General features: G+C 31.7%; 15 protein-coding genes. 6 read left to right on the top strand and 9 right to left on the bottom strand.

Annotation, left to right across the window (positions count from 1 at the left end; translation table 11 throughout):
* Positions 1-5: 5 nt before the first annotated feature.
* From ACQH6S_RS03780 to ACQH6S_RS03770, 3 genes are all read right to left on the bottom strand, one after another.
* Positions 6-563 carry an IS630 family transposase gene (locus ACQH6S_RS03780; protein ID WP_425360101.1) on the bottom strand — a complete coding sequence of 186 codons (558 nt, stop codon included), beginning with the start codon at positions 561-563 and terminating at the stop codon, positions 6-8.
* Positions 515-1,057, bottom strand: a complete 543-nt coding sequence (locus ACQH6S_RS03775; protein ID WP_425360100.1) for a helix-turn-helix domain-containing protein — start codon at positions 1,055-1,057, stop codon at positions 515-517. The genes ACQH6S_RS03780 and ACQH6S_RS03775 overlap by 49 nt, the downstream gene beginning before the upstream one ends.
* A gap of 506 nt (positions 1,058-1,563) precedes the next feature.
* Positions 1,564-1,842 carry an RC1041 family protein gene (locus tag ACQH6S_RS03770; protein ID WP_239832694.1) on the bottom strand — a complete coding sequence of 93 codons (279 nt, stop codon included), beginning with the start codon at positions 1,840-1,842 and terminating at the stop codon, positions 1,564-1,566.
* 363 nt (positions 1,843-2,205) lie between these two features.
* Between ACQH6S_RS03770 and ACQH6S_RS03765 the strand changes: the two genes are divergently transcribed.
* Both ACQH6S_RS03765 and ACQH6S_RS03760 read left to right on the top strand, forming a co-directional pair.
* On the top strand, positions 2,206-3,135 hold the full coding sequence (locus tag ACQH6S_RS03765) for a hypothetical protein (RefSeq protein ID WP_425360732.1): 930 nt from the start codon (positions 2,206-2,208) through the stop codon (positions 3,133-3,135).
* Positions 3,120-4,901, top strand: coding sequence for a glycosyltransferase family 2 protein (locus ACQH6S_RS03760; RefSeq protein WP_425364691.1), 1,782 nt, complete (start codon positions 3,120-3,122; stop codon positions 4,899-4,901). Before ACQH6S_RS03765 ends, ACQH6S_RS03760 begins: the two co-directional genes overlap by 16 nt.
* A gap of 394 nt (positions 4,902-5,295) precedes the next feature.
* Here the strand turns inward: ACQH6S_RS03760 and ACQH6S_RS03755 are convergent, their stop codons facing one another.
* The 3 genes from ACQH6S_RS03755 to ACQH6S_RS03745 all read right to left on the bottom strand — a co-directional run bounded on the left by ACQH6S_RS03755 (position 5,296) and on the right by ACQH6S_RS03745 (position 8,104).
* Positions 5,296-5,814, bottom strand: coding sequence for an IS630 family transposase (locus ACQH6S_RS03755; RefSeq protein ID WP_425364377.1), 519 nt, complete (start codon positions 5,812-5,814; stop codon positions 5,296-5,298).
* Complete coding sequence (locus ACQH6S_RS03750; protein ID WP_425364376.1) at positions 5,778-6,149, bottom strand: IS630 transposase-related protein; 372 nt, start codon at positions 6,147-6,149, stop codon at positions 5,778-5,780. The genes ACQH6S_RS03755 and ACQH6S_RS03750 overlap by 37 nt, the downstream gene beginning before the upstream one ends.
* A 1,028-nt stretch (positions 6,150-7,177) precedes the next feature.
* The gene (locus tag ACQH6S_RS03745; RefSeq protein ID WP_425364690.1) at positions 7,178-8,104 is read right to left on the bottom strand and encodes a hypothetical protein; all 927 of its coding nucleotides are present in this window, start codon (positions 8,102-8,104) and stop codon (positions 7,178-7,180) included.
* A gap of 232 nt (positions 8,105-8,336) precedes the next feature.
* Here ACQH6S_RS03745 and ACQH6S_RS03740 point away from each other — a divergent pair, with 232 nt between their 5' ends.
* The 3 genes from ACQH6S_RS03740 to ACQH6S_RS03730 all read left to right on the top strand — a co-directional run bounded on the left by ACQH6S_RS03740 (position 8,337) and on the right by ACQH6S_RS03730 (position 11,894).
* Complete coding sequence (locus ACQH6S_RS03740) at positions 8,337-9,698, top strand: TolC family protein (protein WP_425360736.1); 1,362 nt, start codon at positions 8,337-8,339, stop codon at positions 9,696-9,698.
* A 2-nt stretch (positions 9,699-9,700) separates the two neighbouring features.
* Positions 9,701-10,165, top strand: coding sequence for a DUF2497 domain-containing protein (locus ACQH6S_RS03735; RefSeq protein ID WP_425360737.1), 465 nt, complete (start codon positions 9,701-9,703; stop codon positions 10,163-10,165).
* Between the two features lie 259 nt (positions 10,166-10,424).
* Complete coding sequence (locus ACQH6S_RS03730; RefSeq protein ID WP_425360738.1) at positions 10,425-11,894, top strand: ankyrin repeat domain-containing protein; 1,470 nt, start codon at positions 10,425-10,427, stop codon at positions 11,892-11,894.
* Between the two features lie 65 nt (positions 11,895-11,959).
* On the opposite strand, the gene sucD is transcribed toward ACQH6S_RS03730, so the two are convergent.
* The 3 genes from sucD to sucC form a co-directional block, all read right to left on the bottom strand.
* Positions 11,960-12,838, bottom strand: a complete 879-nt coding sequence (gene sucD / locus ACQH6S_RS03725; protein ID WP_425360739.1) for a succinate--CoA ligase subunit alpha — start codon at positions 12,836-12,838, stop codon at positions 11,960-11,962.
* Positions 12,839-13,015: 177 nt separating this feature from the next.
* Positions 13,016-14,101, bottom strand: coding sequence for an Rpn family recombination-promoting nuclease/putative transposase (locus ACQH6S_RS03720; protein WP_425364689.1), 1,086 nt, complete (start codon positions 14,099-14,101; stop codon positions 13,016-13,018).
* 66 nt (positions 14,102-14,167) lie between these two features.
* On the bottom strand, positions 14,168-15,328 hold the full coding sequence (gene sucC / locus ACQH6S_RS03715; RefSeq protein WP_425360741.1) for an ADP-forming succinate--CoA ligase subunit beta: 1,161 nt from the start codon (positions 15,326-15,328) through the stop codon (positions 14,168-14,170).
* 320 nt (positions 15,329-15,648) lie between these two features.
* Between sucC and glf the strand changes: the two genes are divergently transcribed.
* On the top strand, positions 15,649-16,839 hold the full coding sequence (gene glf / locus ACQH6S_RS03710) for a UDP-galactopyranose mutase (RefSeq protein WP_425360742.1): 1,191 nt from the start codon (positions 15,649-15,651) through the stop codon (positions 16,837-16,839).
* Positions 16,840-16,847 lie beyond the last annotated feature (8 nt).

Below are 16,847 nucleotides of genomic sequence, written 5' to 3'. Positions count from 1 at the left end.
TCTAATTAACAAGATACTATCCAATTCCAAGCACATATAGATTTGACAATTGCAGGATTATTTTCATAATAATTACATGCTGTGATTAGTTGATTTTCTATAGCATTCATTGAATCAAAAGCTAGGTTATAAAAGAATTTTTCCCTCATATCATCCCATATATTTTCTTGTGGGTTTAATTGTGGGCTATATGGTGGCAAGTAAGCTAGTTTAATATTATTAGGTAATAATTCTTTATCGAGTTTATGTGCAGCAGCTCCATCGCATACTACTAAAAGAAAATTATCCTTATAACGCTTTGCCATTTCTTGTAGCATTAACATCATCCAATCTTGGTTCATTAAAGGCAAAATAAGGAAACAACTAGCACCGTCAAATGGACAAATTGCCCCATAAGTATAAGTATATTCACGAATAATTTGTTTCTTAAGTAAAGGCCTGATTCCAGCCGGAACCCAGCAACGCCTTAATGAATCTATACGACCAAAACGTGCCTCATCTTGGAAGAATATCTTTAATTCCTTGCCTTCAGTTGCTGCTGATACTCTTGCTTCTTTAACCATATCAGGCCACTTTTTTTAAAAGTTTCTACCGCATCCTTCTTTTGTTTAGGATGGTATGGTCTTGGTGCAATTTTACGCCACCCATGCCTATGAAGCAGCCTATAAGCTGTGTAACGTGCTATTTTACTACCAACCGTTTCCTCAAAAATCTTATGCACCTTGCTAATTTCTACTATCCCACCATTAACGGCATTCTGTTCTATCTTTTTAAGCATCTCACGTTCTTGCTCTTGAGTTAGATAACTTCTGTATCTCCCACCTTTCTTCCTGCTACATAGTGCCTTTAAGCCTTTTTTTCGACATTGACTATGGGTTCTGTGAACATGACTTTCTGATAATCCTGTAACTTTAGCAATCAATGATGTCGGCATTTTTTCACTCACTCTTAGATAGATTGATTGATAACGTCTAAATTCTTCTTTAGTCTTTGCTTCATTCATTAATTGTTTCACTTCTTCTACATTAACTTCTAATACCTTATACCCTCTAGACATCTTAATTAACACTATACTATCTTAAATAACACACTATAGCATCTATATTATTAAATAGATAGTGATTTGGTATGAGAAGTTGGTGACATCGTTACTCGCCTATTACTTATAGGCGTCGCTCCATCGCTCCTGCTACCCAATTCCCACAACTGTTGAAAGTTAGAAGAGGAAGCGGTTTTAGACCGGATAGTTTAAAAATCGTATGTGGTCAACGTCTATTAGCGAGAAAGACCTTAGGTCGACGAAGCAATCCATAAAAGTAACCAAAGATGGATTGCCACGACCTACTTGCGTGGTCTCACAATGACAGAAAACCTATCTAAAACCCGCTTTACCTTCTAACTTTCAACAGTTGTGTCCAATTCCCCTGAATTGACTATAAAATAAAAAATTTTTAATTGCTAATTTTTATCACAGAGTTGTATAAATAGCACATAAATTGATAAATCGAAGAAAAAAGGGGAATGTAATTAAATATAATTACTATTCCCGATTTTAAATATAATTTAATTATTTTCTTTCTTTGTATCTTGACTACTATCGATGGTAGTTGATTGTTGTTGTTTCGCCAACTTGCTCTTTTCTTCTATGGAATTAAGGAAAAAATAAGTAAATGTTAGGAATCCAATTAACATCGGAATAAAAACAAATATAATAGCATTGCGTTTTCTAATAGATTCTTCACGATCTAAACGAGCCTCTTGCTCCTCATATGTTTCCCCTAATTCATTACGCCATATATCTTCTTGATCTGAATTATCTTGTTCTGAACTGTTTTCTAGCATTTTATACCTTTTATTAAATATTATTTATATAACTTAGAGATTAAACTATAAAAAAATTATATACAAGCTTCAATTAAATTAACGTTAAATCCTTGATTATATTAATTTAAATTAAATCTGTTGTAAAGATTATTGAATTTCCAATTAGTTGTAAAATTTTGATAAATCGATAATTTTGTTGATTTATCATATCACAATGGTAGAAAAAGTATATTACTAAAATGCTATAAAATTAATTTTTCTTAGATATATACTTAATTAGTTAAAAATCTACTAATATATCTGTTTATTAACTTAAATTTAATTTTACTAAATTTATAATAAGTTGTATTTTAGTAATTTAAACTATTAGTTGCTGTTTAAGTGAAAATAACAATCATTTTTATATTATTATTTATAATTTCTATAGCAAATAAGGTTTATGGATCAGCTTGGTTAATCGACTCAGGTAGGTATAGATATCTAGCTACTACTGCTACTATCGATAAAAATTCTGAAAATATTAAGCAAATAAGAGCCGATCTCTTTTTACAAATTCAGCGTAAACTAGCCCATTTAAGAGAACGTATCAAGTTGGTTAACAATTCATCAGCTCTGTATAATAAGTTATTTTGCCAAATTCAATCTTTAGAACGTAGCTCAAGAGAAATATCTTCATACCAAGATCAATTAATGAGAATTTTTACTATCGAATATGGCATTAATAATAACCAAAATTTAGCTATTCAATTGCTTTATAAAGAAAATAAATTTCAGGGAAGTAATGATATGAACTACCTATCTAATAATAAAGAAATTGGTATATTTTATAAAATTAAGCTTTTTCAAAATATTCATCGGGTAGTCTCAGTTCAGCCAAGAATATACATAACTCAAGATGGGTGTGAGCAGCAATTTTCTTATGAATTATTATTGTTATCAGCAATATCCAAAAAAATGCGGACAATTTTAGGTGAAACTTCAGTATTTGCTCAAGGTATTTTGAGTTTTGGGCAGAACCTAAATAATCCATATGGCAAAAGAAACCATTATAGTTTTTCCATGTCTAAGGGAGTTGAATTTCAAAATGGCATTATGTTAGTGAGCTTTACCAAATATTATAATAGAAGAAATTATGGTAATATTTATAATAAAACTTTATATAAGCAATTTTCAATTGCAAAAAAGATTAAGTTTGGTAATCTAAAGAAAAATAGTATAACAACACAAATAGGGTATTTTTCGGATAAAAGCCTTATTAAACAGCGTTATAAAATATCGGGAGTAATATTTTCAATATGGATGGATATATAAGGAGCCTGAATATAGAATTTTTAGATATTCTAGCAAAAGAACAGCTAGTTACTGATTTACAAATATCTCATATTAAGCTCAAATTAGCTGAGAATGATTTTTTTAACACGATAATCGAAGAAGGGATTATTAATAATGAGATGATTATAGAAATTTTATATAAGTATAAACTATTACCACTATTAAGTGTCCAGGAATCTCAGGTTAAGATTTATGATTACTCAAAAATTGATCAATATGTCAGAAATGGTTATTTCATTTATGAAAATGATGAAAGTAATGAGGTGCTTGCTATAAATGACCTAGCCTATTTAGGAAAGTTATCAGCCATACATTATAACGTGCAAATTAAGTTGGTTAGAAAGAATGATTTTTATCAATTACTTGAACGAAATTTCAGTCATTTAAATATCATAAAATCCAAATATTTTCTTGAATTTCTCTCATTATACATGATAGCAAAAAACATCAATTACACTAAGTCAATTATCATATTTTTTTTGATATATTTTGCCATATTACTTAATTTTAAACATCTTTTTCATATAATTAATATTATCTGCTATTTTTCACAAAATATTTTAAAAATTATACTATTTAACCAAGCAGCAATTACGCCAGATACCATATTTAAAATTAGTGATCTATATTCCAATGATTCCCTACCTATTTATACTATCTTACTCCCATTATATCAAGAATCAGGCAAACTAAAGTCAATAATTAGTTGTATCACTAATATTAATTATCCTAAACATAAATTAGATGTCAAAATCATTGTTGAAGCAGATGATTATTTAATGATCAAGGAAAGCATTCTATATGAATTACCCTCTTATATACATTTGATTAAAGTACCATTTACTCTACCTAGAACTAAACCGAAAGCTCTTAACTATGCCATGCAATATTGTAAAGGAAAATATGTAGTAATATATGATGCGGAAGATAGACCTGATACTGATCAACTCCTTAAAGCAGTAATAGCCTTTGATAGTTTACCAAAAGAATATGTATGTTTGCAAGCTAAACTTAATTTTTATAACGAGAATGAAAATTTACTCACTAAGCTTTTTAGTATAGAATATTGTTTATGGTTTAAATATCTTCTGAAAGGCTTAAGTTTAATGAACTTACCGGTGACTCTTGGAGGAACTAGCAATCATTTTAAGGTTGATGCTTTACAAAAAATAGGCTTCTGGGATGCTTATAATGTTACTGAGGATGCTGATTTAGGGATTAGGCTATATTCATTTGGCTATAAAGTTCATATGATCGATTCTTATACTTTAGAGGAATCGCCTATAGATATTATCAATTGGATAAATCAAAGGTCTCGTTGGATAAAAGGATTTATCCAAACATTTTTGGTATTCCTTGCCCAAAAAGACAAATATAAAAGGTTTAAATTCTATCAAATAATTACTATTTTCATTTTTATTGGTTTTTCTTCTTATGGTTTTTGTTGTGTACCATTTCTAATAATAACTATTAAAATTAATAAATTGGCTGTAGTTAATTATTTGTGGATAGTTAATAGTTTTTTTGCTTTTTCGTACCTTTATGGTAGTGCTTTTTTTATTTTACTGAGCAAAAAAGGCAAAATAACTAATTTTCGAGTATTAGATGTTGCTGCCTTGTTAGTATGGCCTTTGTATTTTTTGCTACACACGATAGCAAGTTACAAGGCTATTTGGCAGATTGTTTTTATGCCCTTCAAATGGGATAAAACTCAGCATGGGATTAGCACCATAGACCTTGAATAGACTCAGATTAAATTAATTTACAACTGTAGCACTAAAATACACAGCAAAATAGTCATCAAATTTCTATATTTATTCAATAAGCACAATAGTTTTAATTTAACTTGACAATGAATTTTAAATGTATATATCGCATCATGTAAACCGGACAAAACGGAGGACGGTCTAAATTAAGTGAAGAATGGTCGATATTCTGTTTTCTAGCCTGGATATTTCATGAAGGAGGTATTTATAAAAATAAAATGGCAATATCGCTTATAAGTGGTCATGGATATGTTAATTTTCACTTAAATTATGTCTAGATATGCAATTTTTCCTGATTTAAGATAGAATCCACCCTTACCCCCATTTTTTATTGTACCGGGGACAGTACCCTATTATAGTAAATCAAATTGAATTAGGTGACAAAGAATGCAGAAATAGCTTTAGATAATGTACCAATTTCCGCTATTTTGTTTCGAATCCATCGCTTCATATTAGCCCAAAATTTTTCTATTGGATTTAAGTCTGGAGAATATGGGGGTAAAAAAATAACTTCACAACCAACTGATTCTATTAGCTCTTTTGTCTTTTGAGATTTATGAAAACTAACGTTATCCATCACTACAACCTGTCCTGCTGTTAACTCTTTAATCAAAAATTTTTCAACCCAATTATTAAATAGTTCTGTATTACAAGTTTTATTAAAAACAAAAGGGGCTATTGGTTTGTTATTTACTAAACCAGCTATTATATTAGTCCTTTGATAATGCTTCCCACTCTTCTTGCCAATCAATAATTCTCCTATCTTACCCCAACCTCTATCTTGGCAAATTGTCATATCTATACCACTTTCATCAAGATATACTATTTTATCTTTATCATATTTACTGATCTTTTCTAAATAATCAGATCGTTTCTCTGCACTTGCTTCCAAATAGCTAAAGGTTTTTTTTTATAACTAAATCCTAACTTTTTTAATATATTAGCTACTTGAGAACCTGTAATTCCAAAATTCTTACCAATTTCTTGTAGCTTACTATTAGGGTTATTTGTTACGAAATATTCCAATGCTTTTTTATCAATCTTACTTTTAAATCCTAGTCTAGCTCTTGCCAGCACTGTTCCTTCTTTTCTTCTCCTTACGTTCCAACGGCTAATTGTATTTTTATGTATAGCAAATATTCTAGCAGCAGATTCTTGACTATTACCTTTTTCTATATAATTTATTACTTTTTCTCTTAAATCTTGACTATATGGACTTGTTGACATTTTTTCCTTTATTTATACCACATCTTATCACCTAATTCAATTTGATTTACTATAGCTTATTCTATAGCTAATTTTTTCATAACACTATCCCATATATGTTGGTAAGGATAAGATGAAGACAACAAGAATTTAATGCTCCTAGTACTACAGTTGTAGATTGAATGTGAGCATTCACGATTTTTTTGCTATTTTTTTGTGATGAATAAAAAAACCTGATCACCAAGCGTCATTGCGAGGAGACCGTAAGGTCAACGAAGCAATCCATTTCTAATCACTTTCCTGGATTGCTTCGTCGGTCTGGCAACCACAACTGTTGAAAGTTAGAAGGTAAAGCGGGTTTTAGATAGGTTTTCTGTCATTGCGAGACCACGCAAGTAGGTCGTGGCAATCCATCTTTGGTTACTTTTGTGGATTGCTTCGTCGACCTAAGGTCTTTCTCGCTAATAGACGTTGACCACATACGACTTTTAAACTATCCGGTCTAAAACCGCTTCCTCTTCTAACTTTCAACAGTTGTGATCTAGACCCCGCACCGAAGCAGGGGTGACATTTGTCTTCTTTTTATGGATTGCCACGCCACCTACGGTGGCTCGCAATGACGCCAATTATTTTTTTGCAACTTTTAAACTGCCATGATTACCTCTAAAACCTGCATCCTCTTCTAATTTTAACAATTGTGCCTATTACCTTTCCCGTCCTGTGCTTTGGGCTTTGTTATTGCTATTTCCAAGAGCTATTTTCATAGCATTACCAATTTGCACTAGTGTGGATAGCGGTTTTAAAGTAGTTTTTAATGATGTCATATCTTGTAAAAAATGTGCAGGAAGGATATTTTTTGTTTTATCTTTAACTAAATTTACAAAAGTTGAAACGATTTTTTCTCTGTTTGGTGTTAATTTGACTGCTTCTTGTATTTGAGATGTGATAGTAAATATATTTTTTGTTGCTTTATAACAACAATCTAATTTTTCAATGATGCTTTTATTAGGATTTAATGTAGCGAGGAGGTTTTCTTTTATAGCGGATAATTATGGTTCGATTGAATTTTTTAGAGCTTTCTCTTTATTTGGCGTATATCCAAGGATTTTACCCACGCCGTCAGATATGGCACTAATAACCCCAATTATACTACCTTTACTATAGGGAATTTCTTCAGACAAGTCAATAAGTTTTTTAAAAGAATCTTTTTCTTTTGGATCTTGTGCAACCGATTTTTTAACTTTGTTCAAAGAGTCACTATCCAACCCTAATGCCGCTACAGCTACAGGTGAAGCTCCAGTTATCTCTGATATTTCAGCAATTTGTTTTGCTTTGCAGCATTTTTCTTTAAGATCTGGATGCTGTTCTATTTTTACTAATTTTTCTTCAACTGTTCCTAGTTTTGCCTTCCAATTATCTACTGTCTTTGTTAGATTTTCCGTACTGAGAAAAGATTTTACCGAATCTAACAAGCCACTTCCTTTGAGTACCAAACCAACTATCGGCATTTGTATAGATATTAAAGCAATTAATAAATTTCCACAAAAATCGATAATCTTTTCTGACGCTCCAGGATACGAGGCATTTAGTTTATTTTGAAACTGTAAAATGCTTTCAAGAATGTTTATTATGTATTCAATAAAAGTACTTTCAAAAAACCACATTTCCTCTTTTGTTTGTTCTTGTTCGTCAAGATATTTATCTAAATCATCTAAGGAGTTGCCGACTGTTTTTTTAAAAGCTTCAGCTATTTCTCGGGTTTGTTGTTGAGCATGTTGTTGATCATTCGAATCTGAATCTACAAATATGTCATATATATAACCAGCTCTTTTCTTTATGTTTTTTAAGTTACTAGAAAACATTTTGAATGTATTCGTAGAATCAAACTTTAATTGCTGTACAGTAGAAGCAATTGAAGGGTTTGATAAGATACTAGGTAAAGCACTTTTTGCAAGGAAAGAATATAAGTTAGGCATAATAAATTTAATTTAAATTTTTTAATTGATAATCTACCATCTTGTTTAAAGATAATACAAATAAAAACTATAGTTTAACACTGTTATGTTGCTCTTAAGGTTAGTTTTTGATATGTTACATATTAGCTATAATATGTTAGCTTTTGCAATAGGTCAATTTTTAGCTCAATGATAGCTTTAACTTGTTGCAGAATCTACCAATTTTTTAACATAAACATATTTAGAATCAACTATGTATAAATTTACACGTTTTGTTACGCATTTTTCCATTATCATTTTGTTCAATTGTTCAGTTTTGGCTGTCGACTTACCTAGTGCTTTATCTAGTGCGTATGATAATAATGGTGATTTAAATACCCTTAGACAGAATTTTTTAGCTGAGGTTGAGCAATTTTCTGCAGCTTTCTCAGGTTTTATGCCTAGCATATCTTATAATATTGATTATAATGTTAGTGGTAGTAAACCGGATAGTCAATATGCTCATTCTTCTAAAAGAGAGGTAAGATCAAAACAAGGAGCTTTTATTTTAGAACAGCCTATATTTAATGGTGGTAGTAGTGTTGCAGCTTTGAAATCTGCCCAATCAGCTTTCAGGGCATCGCGTGCTAAATATTATGAGGGAGAGCAGAAGGTTCTTTTAAGCTTAATAAAAAATTATCTCGAATGTTATGAAGCAAAAGAAAAATATGAGATTTCTGAAATTAGTGTAAAAACTAACAAACATCAATTAGCAACCATTCAAGAAAAACTAAAATTAGGTGAAGCAACATCAATAGATTTCGCTAGTGCCAAGGCATCTCTTGCAGCATCTGAGACTAATAGATTAAACCTATATGCTAATTATCAAGCAACAAAAGCAAACTTCATTCGTCTGTTTGGTATAGAAGCTGATGATATTGCTATGCCTTCTATGCCGGACAATTTGCCTAATTCATTAGAGGATTTAATACAGAGAGCGGTAAATGTTAATCCTAGCATAGATAGTACAAGACATAGTGTTAGAAGTCATAAAGCTGCCGAGATAGCAGCAAAAGCTGAACTTTTGCCTAAGGTAAGTTTTAAAGTTCAATCTGGTAAAACTTACTATATTCCAGAAAAGCCAATGGATCGCCTCAATAATAGAAGCACCACATCAACCTTATCAGTTAATATACCTATTTATTCTAAGGGTACTGAATATTCAAAAATTAGGAAAGCTAAAAATAGTACTAGGAGCGCTGTTATTCAACTTGATGATACAATAAAACAAATACGGGCAAGTGCTATTGGTAGTTGGGAAGGATTTGAAGCAGCAAAATCTAGAATTATTGCCGCATCGCAAGGGGTAGAAGCTGCCCAAATAGCTTATGATGGGACAATGCAGGAAGAAGTTGTTGGCTCTAAAACAGTCTTAGAAGTTTTTACTGCTGAAGAAAAATTATATAATGCTAAGATAGCAAAAGTTGATGCACATAAAGACTCTATCTTAACGGCTTACCAAATTAAATCTTTATTGGGAGAATTGACGGCAAAAAGCTTGAATTTGAAAGTTAAATATTTTACTCCTGAAGATGAGTTTAAGGGACTTAAGAAAAAGCTTATTATAGGTTTTTAATTATGAGTAAAGATCATAAGAAAAATCAAGATATGTCAATTGAGGAAATATTGAAATCAATTAAAGGGATGATTGATAATCGTAGTGGCAGCCAATCTAATGATGACGATATATTAGAATTGACTAATATAGTAGGTGAGGGGGAAGTCTTGCATGAGAAAATCTGGGTTAAGGAAGACGGACTAGAGGATAATCCCCAGAGCCAATTAACAGAAGAATTATTGCAGGAATCGTTGATATCCGATAAATCGGCAGCAGAAACTACTAAGATTTTTCAACATTTCTCGAAAGCAGCTCAAGAGATTAACGCAAATGCAAACTCTAAGGTTAAAACGTTAGAGGAGCTAGTTGTTGAGATGATAAGACCGCAACTGAGACAATGGTTAGATAAAAATTTGCCTTTATTAGTAAAGCAGGTAGTAGAAAAAGAGATTCAAAAGTTATTGCCAAATGATCAAGCTAAATGAGAGATAGCAAAAATAACTTAGTGCAGGAAGTAAATTATGTTACAATAGACCTCTTGCATAACCTAATCTAATTGGTAATTTTGTTGTCAAAACTCGTCTCCGTTCCTCACGTACATCTTAGTACGCTGCGGTACTCGACTTCGTTTTTCCTAAAAATTCCTCAATTATCTTTAGGTTATGCAAGAGGTCTAATTACAGTGATGTCGTAAGGTTAGTTGAGTTAGCTATACTAATAATATAAAATAATGTGAGAATTCTAATGTACTTTAATAGAACTCTTGAAAATGAGAGTAGGAGTTTTGTCATTCTAAAATTATTAGCTAGATTAAGTTGTAAAAAATTTCTGGTAATATTTCTAATAACTATTTTTTTGTTTACAGATAAGGTTTATTCTGCCCCACCACCTCTTCCTCCAGCATTACCACAATTAGAAAATGATAAAGTCAATAAACATCAAGAAGATTCAGGAGAGACAGATTCTTTGCTGAAAGAAATACAGCAGTTTAAGCACTCCGAGAAAGATGCTCAAATACCAGAATCAGTAAAACCAATACCCACACCACAAGATAGCAGTAAGGAAGAGGGCGAAACAGATTCTTTCATTGATTTAGGAGATAATAAATTACCAATTCTAGAAAATACTCTAGATGATAAAAAAATAAATAACCTAAAAGAATCAGAACAATTAGATAAAATTCCATCTCAGAAAATTGAGCCAGAAGAGTCCAATAAAAACAATAATAATATTAATAACCATTCTACCCTACCACCAGCTGAAAATCATAATACAGAGAGTCAAGATACTGTGCCGCCTATAACTATGCCTGATAAAGAGAAAAATTCAGTAGAGTTGCAGCAAGTAGGTAGTGAAGATAAAAAGGAAGTGGTTACGCCTAATTTAGATATATTACCTTCTTCACAAGAAAAAAAGCCGACTGAGGCTCAAGCAACTCCCCATATCATACCAGCAATATTACCTAAGGAAAGTACTGAACCTAAAGTGACTGAACCTACCATTGTACCTGTTATTCCTAAAGGCTCTCCAGTTTCTGTAATACCGCAAGCTCAAACACCTGTACCAGTATTCGTAAAAGATAATAAGCCATCAGAGCAATCTAGTAAGGTTGTTAAAGAGAGAACAGTAAATAACAAACAGCCTGATAAATCTACTCCAATTGCTAAAAGTTTAACTAGTAGTATTAAAGAAATATCACCGGAAATGGCTCTGTTCATAGAAGATGAAAAACAAATGTTATTTTTGCCAGATGATGATATAGTATTGGGAGAACTTACAGAAGAGGCAAGATTAAATCAAATGGCGATGTATGCATTTATTCAAATGTTTAAGAGAATTTATGATAGTGAGCATAGAGAGAATCAAAGAAAGATAATAAATAGGTTTATTGATAATTATAATAGTGATGTGCATGTTGCTAGTAGTATAGTAAATGATGCAACAGATAGAGCTTTTGAAGCAGTTAGAAAAAATAATTTATTTGCTCTTAGGGTTCTTTTGGATAATTACTCAATCATTCAAAAAAGGGGGAATGATAATTACACTCTTTTACATGAAGCTGCAGAAATTGGCAATTATTATATGGCAAAATTTTTGATTATGCGTGGGATAAACATTAAGGCTACTGATTATCATTATAGAACAGCATTAGGAATTTCTGATGAACAAAATAATAATGTTAGCTGTTTGATAAGGAAGGCAACAGCAAATTAGTTTCGAAAGAAGGAATCATAAAAACTATTACTTTCCCTATCATGTCTTTTTGTGTTTTTTTAAATTTAGATTTTTCCTAATAGTTCGAACATAGTTTTACCGATATCAGCTGGCGATCTAGTGATAGTGACCCCTGCACTCTGTAGTACCTCCAATTTATGTTCAGCTGACCCTTGTCCATTAGAAATAATCGCACCAGCATGCCCCATCCTTTTTCCTTCAGGAGCAGTAATACCAGCAATAAAACTAACTATTGGTTTTTTAATCTTTGAACTTTTTATTAATTCAGCAGCTTTTTCTTCAGCATCTCCACCTATTTCACCAATCATAATAATCGATTCTGTTTCATCATCTTTTAAAAACATTTCAATACAATCAACAAAATCAGTACCATTAACTGGATCCCCACCAATACCAATACAGGTGGATTGACCAAGACCAATAGCTGTAGTCTGTGCTACTGCTTCGTAAGTTAAAGTACCTGACCGAGATATAATTCCAACTCTTCCTCTCTTGTGAATATAACCAGGCATTATACCAATTTTACACTCATCAGGAGTAATAATACCTGGACAATTAGGCCCAATTAATCTAGTTTTTGATCCTACTAATGCCCTTTTGACCTTTATCATATCAAGTACTGGTATACCCTCTGTAATACACACTACTAATTTAATACCTGCATCTATAGCTTCCAAAATTGAATCAGCCGCAAATAGTGGTGGAACATAAACAACGCTGGCAGTAGCCTCAGTTTTTTCAACTGCTTCATGTACTGTATTATATACAGGTAGATCTAAATGAGTATTATCACCTTTTCCAGGTGTCACTCCTCCTACCATCTTAGTGCCATAATTGATGGCTTGTTCAGAATGAAAAGTCCCTTGGGAACCAGTAAAACCCTGGCAAATTACTTTTGTGTTTTTATCAACTAATATTGACATATATACCTTTTCCGTATTTTTTAAGATAATGATTAAAATAGACCTCTTTTGAGACTAAAAAGCTGTAATAAAGTACCCTTTTAATTTTATAAAACATCTTGGGTTATAACAGAACCCAATCTTAATTAGTTCCTAGAAATTAAAAAATTATTTTGTTACAATGATTAATTTAATAATTTACTGTAGTTTCAGTAATTCATTGATTTTAGTAATAGATAGTCCAGTAATTCTCGCTACTTCTTCAATAGAGTTACCATTGTTTATCATCATTTTTATTAATTTAGCTTCACCTCTAGCTTTACCTCTAGCTTCTCCCCTAGCTTCTCCGATTTTAATACCATCCTGTATTCCGATTCTAATACCATCCTGTAGCCCTATCTCTATCCCTTCTTCTTTCCATACTTGAGCTATACTAGGCATAAGTTCTTCTCCTTTTTCTTTAGTTAAACTATTTTTTAATATTTTTTCTAACTCTATTTTATCACTTTGCTCAATAAAGGTCAAAGTATAGCTCAATAGATTTCTTATGTGGTCATGGCCTATTGTTATTTTACTCAATTTAGGCAAGAGATGAGAGATTTCTTGCCATCTTTTCAGTAATTGACGTTCGTGGATGTGCTTGAGGAAAAATAACAAAATCCCAGACCATATTTTTTTCTTGAGTTCTTCATCGGGGATTTCATGTACGTTAATAAGCTGACAATCATTCGTCCAAAAGCCTCTGGCTAAATCTGGATGGCTAAATAAATTCCATATATTAAGAGGTGCGTTATATTTCTTCTTGCCATTATAAAGTATTAAGGGATAAATTAATGGAAGGCTTTTATAGTCAATTGATGAGAAGTTGGGGACGTCGTCACTCGTCGCTCGCCTATTACTTATAGGCGTCGCTCCATCGTTCCTAGCCCCAAATTCTCCTGAATTGACTATAGCTTTAGGATTAGTAGTTAAATATCGATCGCAAATGTTAATCATATATTTAAATAACCTAAACGCCATCATTTTATCAACAGTACTTTGATGTTCCAATAGCAAAAAAATATAGCCATCCTGATCATTAAACTTAACAGAAAATAATACATCAGAAATAGTTTCAGAAAGGTCTGACTCAATAAAACTATCTTTTTCTAATTTTAAAGATGTGCTATCGATTAAAGCCAACACATCCTTCGGCAAATGAGTTGCCAAAAACTCTTTAGCAACTATAGGATTTTCCATAGATTTGCGAAAGATTTCGTCATGTTTTGGCTTGTCTGAGGTCATAATTTCCCAGGATGTTTGGCACTAAAGTTAAAAAATTATTTCGTAATAATGCCTAAGTTCATACAATTACTTTACCGCAGCGACAATTTTAACAGCAGCATCACCTAAATCATTTGCAGCGATTATTTTTAAACCAGAATTTGCTAAAATATTTTTACCTAATTCAAAATTGGTGCCGGCTAAACGTACAACTAGTGGAACTTTAATACCAATCTCTTTTACTGCAGCAATAATCCCTTCAGCAATTATATCGCAACGCATTATACCACCAAAAATATTAACTAAAACTCCCTGTACATGCAGGTCTGATAAAATTATTTTCAGAGCCTCCGTTACTTTTTCACGATCAGCTCCACCGCCAACATCCAAGAAATTTGCTGGTTCAGCCCCATAAAGCTTAATAATATCCATTGTTGCCATAGCTAACCCAGCACCATTTACCATACAACCAATAGTACCATCCATCTTGACATAACTAATACCAAGGCTATTTGCTTGCATTTCAAGAGCATTTTCTTCATCATTATCTCGCATATTTAAAATATCAGGATGTTTAAATAATGCATTATCATCAAAGTTAATTTTAGCATCAAGTGCCAATAAACTACCATCAGGTTTGGTTATTAATGGATTAATTTCAATTTGGTTAGCATCAGTTGCTATAAAAGCCTGATAGGTTGATTCAACAATTTTCATCATTTGTTTAGCTTGTTCATTTTTAAAGCCAAGCTTGTATGCTATTTGACGACAATGAAATGGTTGTATACCCGTTGCCGGATCAACTGATATTTTGATAATTTTCTGTGGGGTATTATGAGCAACCTCTTCAATATCTACACCACCTTCAGTAGAAGCTATAAAAGTTACTTTACTATTACTACGATCAAAAACAGCACTAAAATAATATTCTTTTAGAATATCACAGCCAGATTCAATATATAAACGACGAACCTTTTGCCCAGCAGATGATGTTTGATGAGTTACTAGGTCAATTCCAAACATCGCGTGAGCTGCCTTCTTTGCCTCTTCTTTGCTTTTTACAACTTTTACACCCCCAGCTTTTCCCCTACCGCCTGCGTGAATTTGGGCTTTAACCACATATATTTCTGCCTCTAAATCATCAATTAGTCTATCGATATCTTCTTTTTGCGATATCACAACTCCCTTAGAAGTAGGTATACCATATTGTCTCAAAATCATCTTTGCTTGGTATTCATGAATATTCATTTTGATAATTTTTTAAATAATTTAATCCTATATTCTTATACAATAAATGTTACCCATCTGTAAAGCATCATTTAGTTTTGTCATTATCCCACATCCGCTAATCTAGGAGACTACAGTCAATTGATTATTAATAATTCTACTTCTTCTATTTCTTAGTTGCACCTTATGGTATTTATCATAGTCAGTCAATAATATTGACACACCTGCCAGTACAAAATATAATATACTTTAATATTGTGAGATGTATCCAATTCGCACTTGACATATTATCAAAATAAATCATTATGTTGTAATTTTTAAAATTTATTTAACCCGAATTTATGATTATATACGATTATATAATAGTTGGTAGTGGTTTTGCTGGCTCTATTCTTGCAGAAAGAATAGCCTCGCAACTTAACCAAAGGGTGTTGGTCATAGAGAAAAGACCCCATATCGCTGGTAATATGTATGATTATAAAGATGTTAATAATATATTGGTTCATAAATATGGTCCCCATCTATTTCGCACCAATGAAGATAAAGTAAAAAATTATTTAAGTAATTTTACTCATTGGTATCCATACCAACATAAAGTTTTAGCTAAAATAAACGATCAATTAGTGCCAGTACCATTTAATCTAACCTCTTTAGAACTTCTATTGCCAGTTGAAAAAGCCCTGTTATACAAAGATAAGTTAATTGTAAACTTTGGTATGGAGACTAAAGTATCCGTTTCTAAGCTAAGAAATTTTGATGATGGTGATATAAGAGAGTTAGGGGACTTTATATTTAAAACATTATATTTGAACTATACAGTAAAACAATGGGGCGATAAACCGGAAAATTTGGATTTTGAGACCATAACGGCTAGAGTTCCTGTACATATTTCCTATGATGATAGGTATTTTCAACAAAAATTTCAAGCTTTACCAGTTGAAGGTTATACGGCAATGTTTGAGAAAATGTTAAGTCATGATAATATTGATATTCTACTAAATACCGATTCTAAAGATTTATTGAAAATAGACCTTAATAATAAAGCCATCCTTTTTAAAGGGCAAAAATATGAAGGTAATATAATATATACTGGTCCTATAGATGAATTGTTTAATTATCATTTAGGGGAGTTGCCGTACAGATCATTAAAATTCACAACTGAAACACATGATGAAGCTTTATTACAACGGGTAACTACTGTAAATTACCCCAATACCGAATTATATACTAGGATTACTGAGTATAATCATACTATGAGGGTACCTAATAACAAGAAGACAGTACTGATGTATGAATACCCACAAGAATATGATAGAACTAACCCTGAGAAGGATATACCTTATTATCCAATACCCAAAGATTGTAATAGTGAATTGTTTAATAAATACAAAGAAATAGCTAAAAATTTTTCTAGTCTAAGGCTGATCGGAAGACTAGCTGAGTATCGATATTATGATATGGATGATATAATATTAAGGGCTTTAAAGGAGTTTGAAGATATAGAATCATTAACTAAAATAACAGCTTTATAATTATTTGA

Source organism: Candidatus Tisiphia endosymbiont of Mystacides longicornis (assembly GCF_964031095.1).
Classification (GTDB): Bacteria; Pseudomonadota; Alphaproteobacteria; order Rickettsiales; family Rickettsiaceae; genus Tisiphia.
The sequence above is the reverse complement of the archived record's forward strand: the minus strand, read 5'-3'. Positions and strand labels throughout refer to the sequence as shown.